The sequence below is a fragment of the Streptomyces sp. A3M-1-3 genome, from assembly GCF_024213665.1.
GTDB lineage: Bacteria > Actinomycetota > Actinomycetes > Streptomycetales > Streptomycetaceae > Streptomyces.
In genome coordinates this window covers 51230-63516 of the sequence record NZ_JANAVP010000020.1, presented here as the reverse complement: position 1 = coordinate 63516, position 12287 = coordinate 51230, and the positions used below count along the sequence as shown (strand labels likewise).

10 protein-coding genes are annotated in these 12287 nt (G+C 71.2%); 3 read left to right on the top strand and 7 right to left on the bottom strand.

The annotated features are described in order from the left end of the window. Positions 1 to 186: 186 nt before the first annotated feature. The 3 genes from NLX86_RS22415 (at position 187) to NLX86_RS22405 (ending at position 3779) form a co-directional block, all read left to right on the top strand. Positions 187 to 477 (top strand): hypothetical protein, encoded by a 291-nt coding sequence (locus NLX86_RS22415; protein WP_254373548.1) that lies wholly within the window; start codon positions 187 to 189, stop codon positions 475 to 477. A gap of 411 nt (positions 478 to 888) precedes the next feature. Next, positions 889 to 3012 carry a TPM domain-containing protein gene (locus tag NLX86_RS22410; RefSeq protein ID WP_254373547.1) on the top strand — a complete coding sequence of 708 codons (2124 nt, stop codon included), beginning with the start codon at positions 889 to 891 and terminating at the stop codon, positions 3010 to 3012. Between the two features lie 50 nt (positions 3013 to 3062). Next, the gene (locus tag NLX86_RS22405) at positions 3063 to 3779 is read left to right on the top strand and encodes a PspA/IM30 family protein (protein WP_254373546.1); all 717 of its coding nucleotides are present in this window, start codon (positions 3063 to 3065) and stop codon (positions 3777 to 3779) included. Positions 3780 to 3800: 21 nt separating this feature from the next. Here the strand turns inward: NLX86_RS22405 and NLX86_RS22400 are convergent, their stop codons facing one another. The 7 genes from NLX86_RS22400 to NLX86_RS22370 form a co-directional block, all read right to left on the bottom strand. Next, positions 3801 to 6434 (bottom strand): SpoIIE family protein phosphatase, encoded by a 2634-nt coding sequence (locus tag NLX86_RS22400; protein WP_254373605.1) that lies wholly within the window; start codon positions 6432 to 6434, stop codon positions 3801 to 3803. A gap of 242 nt (positions 6435 to 6676) precedes the next feature. Continuing rightward, the gene (locus NLX86_RS22395) at positions 6677 to 7093 is read right to left on the bottom strand and encodes an ATP-binding protein (protein ID WP_254373545.1); all 417 of its coding nucleotides are present in this window, start codon (positions 7091 to 7093) and stop codon (positions 6677 to 6679) included. Positions 7094 to 7231: 138 nt separating this feature from the next. Then, positions 7232 to 7636, bottom strand: a complete 405-nt coding sequence (locus NLX86_RS22390; RefSeq protein ID WP_254373544.1) for a (deoxy)nucleoside triphosphate pyrophosphohydrolase — start codon at positions 7634 to 7636, stop codon at positions 7232 to 7234. A gap of 37 nt (positions 7637 to 7673) precedes the next feature. After that, positions 7674 to 7859, bottom strand: coding sequence for an SPOR domain-containing protein (locus NLX86_RS22385; protein WP_254373543.1), 186 nt, complete (start codon positions 7857 to 7859; stop codon positions 7674 to 7676). 384 nt (positions 7860 to 8243) lie between these two features. Next, entirely contained in the window at positions 8244 to 8996 is a 753-nt protein-coding gene (locus NLX86_RS22380) for a GntR family transcriptional regulator (protein WP_254373542.1), read from the bottom strand. A gap of 274 nt (positions 8997 to 9270) precedes the next feature. Further along, a complete protein-coding gene (locus NLX86_RS22375) occupies positions 9271 to 10440 on the bottom strand; it encodes a DUF4190 domain-containing protein (RefSeq protein WP_254373541.1) in 1170 nt (389 codons plus the stop codon). A gap of 127 nt (positions 10441 to 10567) precedes the next feature. Further along, a complete protein-coding gene (locus NLX86_RS22370; protein WP_254373540.1) occupies positions 10568 to 12142 on the bottom strand; it encodes a S8 family peptidase in 1575 nt (524 codons plus the stop codon). Positions 12143 to 12287: the final 145 nt, after the last annotated feature.

The following is a 12287-nucleotide window of genomic DNA, read 5'->3' as shown; positions in this document are numbered from 1 at the left end:
TCAGGCGTCGCAAGCGGGCCTCGTTCCTGAACTGGCTCGCCGAGGGCGGGCTGCCGGCCCTGACCGACCCGGAAACGCCGCCGGGCCGATCCGCGTCCTGTTGTACCCGGGTGCGCAGACCCCTGCGGAGCCGAATGAGATACGGGCACAATGGGACTTCTCGCCACCATGAGGAGTTCAGGAACGATGGAGGACCAGCCTGCCGAACCTCCGCAGGACGAGCAGATCACCGCGAGCGTGACGGTCACGGGGGCAAGGGCCGCCATACTGCGGGATCTGGCCGCTGTTCTCGGCCGCACGCCTGAGGAGGTCATCGAGGAGTGGGCCGCGGGATCTCTTACGATCCCGTCGGAGCCGATCGGTGACGATCCGCGCGTGCCCGAGTGGGGGCTGTTCGACGGTCCGGCCGATCTCGCCGCCCGCACGGACGAGTACCTCCGAGAGGGATTCGGCCGGTGCCCGACGTCCCGCCCGTAGCAGTCGCGGACACCCTGCGTTCTGGTCGCCGCCCACAACCGGCGCGATGCTGATCAGCAGTCCGCGGTGGCGGCCCTCAACGCCCCCGCGAATCCTGATCGTCTCACCGCTGGTGCTGGCGGAGCTCGACCACTTGCTCACGCGACGCGCTGGGGAGCGCGCAGCGCTCGACGCGGTCACGAGTCTCGGCGCCCTCGCGCGCCTCGGGGGGCGGACACGGTCAACGCCGCCTTGGCCTGGCGGCTGACACGGCCGGTGATCTTGCCCTTCGACCATCACTACAGCGACGCGATCGCACCCCGCGCACGAACCGAGCCACGGCTCGAGGTGATACCGGGACCGCGCCGCTGAGCGGATCGCTGCCGGTCCGCCCGGTCGCGATGGCCCGTAACACCCCATAGCCTCTCTTATGTGACGCAGTCGCCCATATGTCCCGCCAGGTTCCCCCTCGCCGTACGGGCCGTCCTTGCCGCCGTCGCCGCGCTCGTGCTCGCGGTCGGCGGGCCCGGGGGCGCCGTGCCGTCGGCTCGGGCCGATGATCCGATCGTGCTGTCCCGGGAGGGGCAGATCACCGACCGGGTGGGGGCGCTCGGCGACCGGCGGAGCGCCGTTGCCGCGTCACTCGACCGGCTGTTCGACAGCGAGCGGGTGCAGCTCTTCGTCGCGTACGTCCGTGATTTCTCCGGCAGGTCCGCGCAGAGCTGGGCCGACGCGACCGCCGAGCGCAGCGGGCTCGGGCAGAGCGACCTGCTGCTGGCCATCGCGACGCACGACCGGCAGTACGCCTACTCCGCCTCCCTGGACTCCGGGTTCACCGCAGAGCAGCTCCGGGACGTCGCCGGCACCGCCGTCGAGCCCGCGCTCCGGCAGAACGACTGGGCGGGCGCCGCGATCGGCGCCGCCGACGGATACGCCGCGGTGCTGGCCGGCCGGCCCGTGCCGACCCCGGCGATCACGCCGGGCCCGGCCGACCCCGGGGGCCCCGGCACCGGTGGGGAGAGCGGCGCCGGGGATCTCGTACTGCCCATCGTGGCGGTGGGCGCGGTCGGCGCGCTGGCGGCGTACGCGTACACCCGCAGGAAGCGGCGGGCCGGGACGCGGACCACACCCCACGGACACCCCGGCTGGGGCGGACCGCAGGAGCCGCCGCCGACGCCGCTGCCCGAACTGGACGCCGAGGCCCGGCGGCTGCTCGTCGAGACCGATGACGCCATCCGCACCAGCGCCGAGGAACTGGGCTTCGCCACAGCCCAGTTCGGGGACGAGGCGGCCCTGCCGTTCACCGAGGCGGTCACGTACGCCAAGACCGAGCTGACCGCCGCCTTCCGGATCCGGCAGCAGTTGGACGACGCCTTCCCCGAGGACGACGCGACCCGCCGCCGGATGCTGGAGGAGATCGTCGCGCGGTGCACCGAGGCCGACCGGCGCCTCGACGCCGAGTCGGCGGACTTCGACCGGCTGCGCGCCCTGGAGCAGAATGCCCCTCAGGCGCTGGCCACCGCCGAGGAGGCGTTCCGCGAGCTGACCGGCCGTACCGGCACCGCCGAGGCCACCCTCACCGCGATGCGGCAGCGGTACGCCGGCTCCGCGGCCGCCCCCGTCGCCGGGAACGCCGAACAGGCCGGGGACCGGCTCGAGTTCGCCGCCACCAGCCTCGACCGGGCCCGGCAGGCGGTCGACAGCGGCGACAACGGCAAGGGCGCAGTGTTCGTACGCGCCGCCGAGGGCGCCGTCGGCCAGGCCGCCACCCTCATCGCCGCGATCGACCGCCGCGCGCAGGAGCTGGCGGAGGCCGCGGGCAAGCTGCCCGGTGCGCTGGACGAGACCGAGACGGATCTCGCCGATGCGCGCGGTCTGCTCAAGGGGACGCCGGTCGGGGTGTCCACCGCCGACCTCCAGGGCCGCATCGGACGCGCCGAGGCCGTCCTCGCCGGCGTACGGCAGGAGCAGGAGAGCGGCCGGTACGACCCCATCGACGCGCTGCGCCGGATCGAGGAGGCCGACGCGGTGCTGGACGAGGCGCTGTTGGGCGCCCGGGAGCGGGAGGTGAGCAGCCGGCGCGCTGGGGCCCTCCTCGACCAGGCGCTGCTGACCGCGCGCAGCGCGATCGGCGCGGCGGCGGACTACATCACGACCAGCCGGGGAGCGGTCGGCAGCCAGGCCCGCACCCGGCTCGCGGAGGCCCAGCGGCACCTGGAGCAGTCGCACGCGCTGGCGCGGTCGGACGCCACGGCTGCCCTGGCGGAGGCGCAGCAGGCCGACGCGCTGGCCCGGCAGGCGCAGTCCCTGGCCGAGCAGGACGTGCGCGGGTACAGCAATCCGTACGGCGGGGGCGGTATCGCCGGCGGGCGCGGGGGCGGCGGCATGGGCGGCGCCATGCTCGGCGGAATCATCCTCGGCGAGATCCTGGGCGGTGGCCGCCGGGGTCGCGGGGGCTTCGGCGGGGGCGGGTTCGGCGGCGGCTTCGGCGGCGGGCCCGGCTCGTTCGGGGGCGGCGGCACACGCGGCCGGATGGGCGGCGGTGGCCGGTTCTGACTCTTCCCCTTCATCGACCCCCTTCCGTCTTCCGTACAAGGAGAACCCTGATGACCAAGCAGACGATCCTCGGCCGTGTGACCCAGCTGGCGAAGGCCAATATCAACGCCCTGCTGGACCAGGCCGAGGAGCCGGAGAAGATGCTCGACCAGCTGATCCGCGACTACACCAACAACATCGCGGAAGCGGAGGAGGCGGTCGCCACCACCATCGGCAACCTGCGGCTCCTGGAGCAGGACCACCAGGAGGACGTGGGCGCGGCCAGAGAGTGGGGCGGGAAGGCGCTGGCCGCCAGTAAGAAGGCCGACGAGCTGCGGTCGGGCGGATCGGCGGCGGAAGCCGACAGGTTCGACAACCTGGCCAAGGTGGCACTCGGCCGCCAGCTCCAGTCGGAGCAGGAGGCGAAAACGGCCGAGCCGACGATCGCCGCCCAGACGGAGGTGGTCGACAAGCTCAAGAACGGCCTGGACCAGATGAAGAACAAGCTCACACAACTGCAGGCGAAGCGTTCCGAGCTGGTGGCCCGCGCCAAGACGGCGCAGGCCCAGCACACCATGATGGACGCGGTGAAGAACGTCAACGTCCTCGATCCGACAAGCGAGTTGAGCCGGTTCGAGGACAAGGTGCGGCGCGAGGAAGCGAAGGCGATGGGCAAGCAGGAACTCACCGCCTCTTCGCTGGACGCGCAGTTCGAGAGCCTGGACAGCCTCGCGGACAGCGCGGAGGTCGACGCACGGCTCGCTGCCCTCAAGGGCCGTGCCGCCTGAGGCGGTACGGGGGCGCGCCCTCTAGTACATGCTGAGCAGCTGCTCGACGGAGAGTTCGGCCGCCGGTTGTCCGTCCGGCAGCGGCAGTTCGAACCAGACGGTCTTGCCGCGCGGCGTCCGGCGGCTGCCCCATGCCGCGCTGAGCAGGCCGACGAGCTGGAGCCCGCGGCCGCCCTCGTCGGTGTCGCGCGCCCGCCGCCGGCGCGGCTGGACCAGGCCGGAGTCCCACACCTCGCAGACGAGCGTACGGTCGCGCAGCAGCCGGAGCCGGATCTCACCCTCCCCGTACCGCAGGGCGTTGGTGACGAGCTCGCTCACCAGCAGTTCCGTGGTGTCGACCAGGGCTTCGAGGTCCCACGCGATCAGCCGGCCACGGGCCAGTTCGCGGGCCCGGCCCACTGAGCGCGGCTCCCGCGGCAGCTGCCAGTCGCCCACCGCGTCCTGCGGCAGGCCCTGGACTCTGGCCATCAGCAGGGCGATGTCGTCCTCGCCGTGCCGCGTGTCCAGGGTGTTCAGTACGTGGTCGCAGACGTCCTCGAGCGATCGAGAGGGGTCGGCGCGCAGCCCCGTCGTTGAGGAGTGGTGGCCGGGCTGGGGGCACCTCCCAGCGGTAGCTGGGGGAGGGCGGGAGGGATCGGCGAGGGCGCTCCGCAGGCTCCGCAGGCCCTCGTCGAGCGGATGGTCGCGGGACTCGACCAGACCGTCGGTGTACAGGGCGAGGAGCGCGCCCTCGGGCAGCTCCACCTCGACCTCCTCGAACGGCTCGCCGCCGACGCCCAGCGGCATCCCGGGCGGCACTTCGAGCAGCAGCGCCGGCCGGCTGGGCTCACCGGGCTCTCCGGGCTCGACGAGGACGGGCGGGAGATGGCCTGCGTTGGCGAAGGTGCAGCGGCGGGTTACCGGGTCGTACACCGCGTACAGGCAGGTGGCGAGGTAGACCTCGGAGAGGTCGGCGTCCCGGGACTGGAGGGCGGCCCGCGGGGCCTGCCGGCCGCCTCCGGGGGCGCCGAGGCCGCGGGCGATCTCGTCCAGCGCGGACAGCACCTCGGCCGGCTCCAGGTCCAGCAGCGCCAATGTCCGTACGGCAGTGCGCAGTTCACCCATCGCGACGGCGGCCCGCAGTCCGCGGCCCATCACGTCGCCGACGACCAGGGCGGTGCGGTGGCCGGGCAGCTCGATGACGTCGAACCAGTCCCCGCCGACCTCGGTGGCCGTATTGCCGGGCAGGTAGCGGCAGGCGATGTCGAGCCCGGCGGCCTCGGGGTCGCCGGGCGGCAGCAGGCTGCGCTGGAGGATCAGCGCGCGCTCGTGCTCCCTCCGGTAGAGGCGGGCGTTGTCGATACAGACCGCGGCGCGGGCCGCCAGCTCGACGGCGAGCGCCCGGTCCCGCTCCCCGAAGGGCTCGCTGCCCTTGGTGCGGGAGAACTGGGCGAGCCCGACGACGGTGTCGTGGGCGACCATCGGCACGGCGAGCGTGCACTGGATGAGGTCGTCGGACGCCGGGTCCTCGATCAACCGGGGTCGGGCGGTGCGCAGCGCGCCCGCGCACGGCGAGTTGAACGGATAGCGGTGGACGGCGCCCACCGCGATCGGGCCAGGGTCGCTGCCTTCCGCGACGCACCAGGGAGCGGCCAGCGGGGCGTCGGAGACGGCGCTGGCGAAGGCGACCCGGCGCAGTTCGGCGCTGCCTCCCCCGTAGCCTCCGGTATGAGGGGACCCCCAGCGGCCGGGCGGGGCCTCGTCGCCGGCGAGCAGCCCCTGGTAGAGGTCGACGGACGCCAGGTCGCAGAAGCCGGGGACGGTGACGTCGAGGAGTTCCCGGGCGGTGGTCTCCAGGTCCAGCGAGTTGCCGATCCGGGCGCCGGCCTCGTTCAGCAGGGCGAGGTTGCGCCGGGCGTTGGCGGCCTCGCGGGCCGCGAGGTGGCGGCGGGTGACGTCGGTGCCGAGGCCGGCGACCCCGACGGGGTGGCCGGCGCCGCTGTGCACCCGGTAGAGGTTGATCGACCAGTGCCTGCGTTCCTTGCTGCCCGGTGCCGCGCCCACGAGCTGCATGTCGGTGACGGCCTCGCCGGTCTCCAGTACCCGCTGGAGCGCGGCGGTCATCCGGTCCGCCTCGGCGCGGGAGAGGTAGTCGTGCACGGTCTTGCCGCGGTGGTCGTCCGCCGCGCCGCCGAAGACGGTGGCGAAGCGCCGGTTGGCGCGCTGGACCGTCAGATCTGTACCGAACAGCAGGAAGCCAAAGGGGGATTGGCCGAATATCGCCTGTGAGGCGGCAAGATCGGTCTCAATCCGCCGCAGCGCACCGACGTCGACCACGATACAGAGCGCGGCCCGGTCGCCGCCCTCGGTCTCGGTCGGCATCACATAGATCTCGGCGACCCCGTGCGCGCCGCCCCGGTCCGGCATCCGGAAGGGAACCAGGCCGGTCCACTCCTTGCCGTCGAGTATCTCGGCGACCTTGCGGTGTCCGCGGTCCCGCGCCTCGGCCGGCAGGAACGCCTCGACCGGATCCTTGCCGACGGCATCCCGCGCGGCCAGCCCGAACAGTTCCCCGGCCCTCAGACTCCACTGGTCGATCAGCCCGTCGGGCCCGATCGAGAAGGACGCGACCCTGATGTAGTCGTAGATCGAGCCAGGCGGACTGCTCTGCCACATCGCGTCGCCCGTCGGCTCCTCGGGCGTTTCCGCCTTGGCAGGTATCTCGCTCACGCGACCGTCCCCTCCAGCTCACCGCACCCGGACCGGCCTTGACGGCAGTATTCAGCACTACGGCCATTGGCGGCACGGCGTTCACGATCACAGCACGGTCTCGTTCATTTTGAGCCGGTGATTCGCGATCGTTGTGCTCCCCGTCGTGGTCCCTCGTTGGTGTCCCTCGTTGGTGTCCCTTCACTCTCTTAACCGGGCAGGGCCAGCTCGAACCACACGGTTTTCCCCGACTCGTCGTGGCGGGTTCCCCAGCGCTGCGCCGAGACTGCCACCAGATGCAGGCCCCGGCCCCCCTCGTCGTCGGCCGCGGCCTTGCGCTCCAGCGGCGGGTCCGGCAGCGGATCGGAAACCTCCACGAGCAGGGCTGTACGTACGGACGGGGCGTCACCGGCCGCATCGAGCCGGGCCAGCCGGACCCCGATCGGGCCGGAGGCGTACCGCAGGGAATTGGTCACCAGCTCGCTGACCAGCAACACCGTCACATCGCTGACCGTGTCGAGACCCCAGGCGCGCAGGGTTGCGCGCACGACATGGCGGGCGGTTCGCACCGCGTCGGGCTCGGCGGGGAAGGTCCACTCGGCACAGTCGCCGTCGGTGTGGATCAAAGCCGATCACTTCCCGGACCAAGAGCGGACTGATGTCCGGTCATCAGGGGGTTTAAGGCGGACTAATAGCCACATACCCTGCATTCCGGGCGCACTACCGCTCCCGATGGCGCACTGTGGCGCGAACGGCGTACACCGTCAACCGCGCGCCCCCGCCCGGAGTCGGCGTACCGCCTCGGCCACCGCGGGCCTGTCCTGATCCAGCCAGTCGACCTCGCCGACCTGATCGGGCCCGAGCCAGCGCAGTTCGTCATGGTCCTCGAGCGGACGCGGCTCGCCGGAGAGCAGCCGGGCGGTCCAGACGTGCAGGACGTATCCGGGCTTCAGCGGCCACTCGCCGGGGATGCGCTCCAGCGCCTCCGTCTCGACACCCAGCTCTTCGCGCAGCTCGCGCACGAGCGCCTGCTCCGGACTCTCCCCCGGCTCGGCTTTGCCGCCGGGCAGCTCCCAGCGGCCGGCCAGCTCGGGCGGGGCGCTGCGCCGGGCGGCCAGCAGCCGCCCCCGATGGCAGAGGGCTCCGCCCACGACGACGCGTTCAGTCATGGGCGGAGCCTATGTGAATCCCTGTACACCGATGCGATCAGCTGCGCGTCGCGCTCTGACCGATCCGCTCGACCCAGTAGAGCTGCTTGTGCCCCCGGTCATCGAGGCTGTCAACGATCTTCTGGGCTTCGGCACGGGTGGCGTATCTGCCCACCCGGTAGCGGTTGCCGTTGTCGTCCTGCCGTATGACCAGCCACGGCAGAACAGCGTCGCTGTCGTTCATTGCGCTTTACCCTCCGCCGTCGTGCGCACCTCTGAGAGTCCCCAGGAAACCGCAATCCGCATATGCCCGAGCTTACGCCCGACCTTTACTGAGCGGATACGGGTTTTCACAAAGAGGTACGGCTCACAGGTAGCATCCAGCCAGTCGGCGGTTCGTGCGAAGGGGGCGCACAACAGCGCGCACGGGAGCAGGCATGACGGGGCGTCAATCCCGGTGCCGCCAGGGCGAGTCCGGTCGCGATGAACGCTGAAGAGGCTTCCGGCGTATCTGCCGAACAGCCTGAAAACGGCCGGAATCGGTACGGTCGAGGCGGCCACCATCACACCCAAACCGGCCGGAATTATGAGCGCCGGCGCGGTGCCCCACCGGCCTGGGCGGCGGCGGTTACCTCACGGGCAGGTGGTAGGCGATCCGGTACCGGTCCGCCGGGACCACCACATCGGCGGTCTCCACCGCCCGCCCCGACGCGTAGTACGTCCGCTCGATGACCAGCACCACATGCCCGGGGACCCCGCCGAGCGCCATGATCTCCTCCGCCAGACCAGGACGCGCGCCGACCTCCTCCACGACGTTGTCCACGACGACGTCGATCGCGGCCATCCGCTCGACCACCCCGCAGCCGCCGAGGGGCCCTTCCTCGGGCAGCATCACGGGCGTACGGCCGGTGACGGCGAGTGGCTCCCATGACGTGGAGAGCATCATCGGCTCCCCCGCGTCCCGGAAGACGTACCGCGTGCACATCACGCGCTCGCCCGGCGCGATGCCGAGCCGCGCGGCGACCTCGCGGCTAGCCTCCGCCTGCTCACTGCTGGACTCCCAGGTGCCGCGCACGCCACCGTCGGCCTGCTCCTGCCGGAAGGGCGTCGAGCCGCCGCCCGCGCGATAGCCGGTGCGGGCCACGCGGCGCGGGACGGGTTGCTCGCGTACGTACGTCCCGGAGCCGGAGCGGCCCTCGACGAGCCCCTCGGCCATCAGCACCTTGCGCGCCTCCAGGGCGACGGTGTCGCTGACGCCGTACTCCTCGCGGATGCGGGCCTGCGAGGGCAGCCTGGTGTGCGGTGGCAGCGAACCGCTGACGATCTTCTGCCGGAGATCACTCGCGACGCGCAGATAGGCCGGCTGCTCACCGAATGTCACTAGCCACTCCCATCAGGTTGACAGACAGCAACAGCGTGGCAACCGTGGGTCGTTGACCGCAAGCACAGGCCAAAGTTTCACTCGATGTGATGACTTGCCCTTACGCAGCACTTACCGCAGGTATGGCGATCAAGCCCCTTGACCTGAATGGTCCAGACCAATAGCTTCCCGCATGCACGACACGGCTCCTGCGCCCGCACTCGTTCCCGTACAGGAAAGAGCCCTTCCTCAAGGCGGGGACCGGGACGGGTCGGGTACCGGGACGGGTACGGCCTCAGGCCGACCCGGACCCGGACCCGCCCGTCGAGTTGGCACCCTCGCTGTCGCCCGCACTGGAGTCCTCGTCGTCGTACACGGGAGGCGTCGTGTCGAGGCCGAGCGCCTCGCGTGCCTTGGCGTCCTTCGCCTGGACCTCGATGTCGAGGGCCAGGTCGGCCGCCTCCCAGTGCTTCCAGAACGTCTCCTCGTCGGCCGCCCCGGCCGCCTTCGCCCAGTGCTTCTGCGCGCCCTCGATCTCCCGTATCCGGTCCTTGACCGCCTTGTCCGCCGACGCCGGCCACGCATGCGCGCGCAACTGCCGCGCTTGCCCGGTCAGCGTGTCCGACATTTCCTCCGCCCAGACCTGGTAGCTCTCCAGGTCCTCCTCGATCTCCGCCTCGGGAGCATCGGCCGCGACGAAGTCGGTCGGATGGGCGGCCTGAAGGTAGGCGAGCTGGTGTGCGTCGATCGACGTGGCCTCCTGCTTCAGCGAGCTCCTGAGCGGTCCGTCCTCCGACCCGAAGGCACAAGTGATCAACCGGTCGCCGAGCTTCCAGCTCTCACTCGTGGGCGAGTAGGAGTAGGTGTCGACGTGATCGGGCACCGCCCAGGGGTCCATCGCGTACTTGTCCTGGAGCCGCCAGCACTGCTCATCCGCCTCCGCGGCGAGGGCCTCGGGGCCGGGGAGGGTTCCGTCGAGGGTGTGAGTGCCGTACACCTCGGCGTCGTGCTGCTCGGTGCAGGGCACGACCGTGACGTCGTAGACCTCGGCCTCGAGGTCGCCGCCGGGGACGTTGAAGCAGTCCCCGGTGGTCAGATCCATGGTGCTGCGGGTCCGGGAGCCCGCCTCCAGCCCGTCCTCGAACGCGTCCCGGAAGCCGCTCGCCCCGCCGACGGCGAGGCCGATCACCAGGAACAGCGTCGAGACGGACGAGAGCACGATGCCGGCGGTGGCCAGGCCCTGACCGCGCTCGCCCTTCCTCTTGATCTGCGAGAGGGCGACGATCCCGAGTACGAGACCGATCGGCAGACAGCACAGGAGACCGAGCACGAGCGAGGCGACGGCCAGCCCGTTGAGCGGCGGCTGCTGCTGCTGATACGGATAGCCGTATCCGTACGGATGCTGCGGGGGCGGCGGCCAGCCCTGTGGCACCTGTCCGGAAGGGGGCGGCGGAGGTGTGTCCACGGAGTGCGGTGCTCCTCGTTGAGATCATGCGAACGGCTGCGCGAATCGTACGCGGTGGCCATGCGCCGAGGAACGAAGCGGGGGCGGCCGCCGCAGCGACCGCCCCCGCCTTCAGCTCACCCGCGCGTCAGAACTGCAGCGCCCAGGAGTCGATCTTGCCGGTGTCGATGTTCGCGTTGTCGCTCACCCGCAGCTTCCAGGTGCCGTTGGCCACCTCGGACGACGCGTTGACCGTGTAGGTCTGAAGCACGTTGTCCGAACTGCCGCCCGTGCCGTACCCCTTCAGGGTGTAAGCGGTACCGTCCGGGGCGATCAGGTCGATCTTCAGGTCACCGATGTAGGTGTGCTTGATGTCGACCGGGACGCCCAGGGTCGCGGGCGCGTTGCCGGCTACTCCGCTGACGGTGATCGGCGACTCCACGGTGGAGTTGTCGTTGATCGCGTAGTCGGCGGTGTTCTCGAACTTCGGGCCGGGTGGCTGGGTGGTGCCGCCACCGACGTGCAGCAGGCGGTTCGGCGAGCCGGTGCCCGGGCTGCCGACGACGTTCGGCGTGGCGGCGTTGACCAGGGCGGTCGACACCTGCGCCGGCGTGGACGACGGGTTGTCCGCCAGGTACAGGGCGGCCGCGCCGGCGACGTGCGGGGACGCCATCGACGTACCGGAGATGGTGTTCGTCGCGCTGTCGCTGGTGTTCCAGGACGAGGTGATGGACGAACCGGGCGCGAACAGGTCCAGGACGTTTCCGTAGTTCGAGTAGCTCGCCTTGGCGTCCGTGCTGGTGGTGGCGCCGACCGTGATCGCCTCGGTCACCCGGGCGGGCGACTTGGTGTTGGCGTTCGTGGACTCGTTGCCCGCCGCCACCGCGTAGGTGATGCCGGAGGCTATGGAGTTGCGTACGGCCGTGTCGAGCGCGGAGTCCGCGCCGCCGCCGAGGCTCATGTTGGCGACGGCCGGCTTGACGGCGTTCTGCGTCACCCAGTCGATGCCCGCGACGACCTGGGCGGTGGTGCCCGAGCCCTGGTTGTTCAGCACGCGGACGCCGACGATCTTGGCCTTCTTGGCGACACCGTAGGCGTTGCCGGCGACGGTTCCGGCGACGTGCGTGCCGTGGCCGTGGCCGTCCTGGGCGGTGTTGTCGTTGTCGATGGCGTCGTAGCCGTACGAGGCCCGGCCGCCGAAGTCGCTGTGGCTGATCCGGACACCGGTGTCGATGACGTACGCGGTGACGCCCTCGCCGGCCTTGTCCGGGTAGGTGTAACTCTGGTTCAGCGGAAGGTTCCTCTGGTCGATCCGGTCCAGACCCCAGGACGGCGGACTGGGCTGGGTTCCGGAGACCGTGAAGACGCGGTTCTGTACGACCGAGTCGACGGCCGGGTCCGCGGCGAACTTCTTCGCCTGGGCCTCGGTCAGCTCGACCGCGTAGCCGTTGAGAGCCGCGTGGTACGTCTTCTTGATCTTCGCGCCGAACTTCTTCGCAAGCGCGCGACCCTCGGCGGAGCCGGCGTCGGCCGCCGATTCGTCGAGGGTGACGATGTAGCTGCCGGCGATGGCACCTGGGGCGCCCGCGTTCTCGATCCGGCCTTCGGCGGCGGTGTCCGCGGCGACGGCGGGGAGCGCGGAGACCGCGCCGAGTGCGAGGGCGGCGACTGCGGTCGCACTGATGCCGGCAATTCTTCGCCGGGAATGACGCATCACAGACATGTGAGGGGTCCTCCTCATAGGTGGTGCGTTGCGGTGGGGGGTGCTGTGGGGGGTGCTGGGGATAGATCGACAGGGACATGACAATCCGCCGCTACGGGTTCTGCGCCGGTCCGTCGTCCTACTGCCAGCGAAAGATTGACGCATG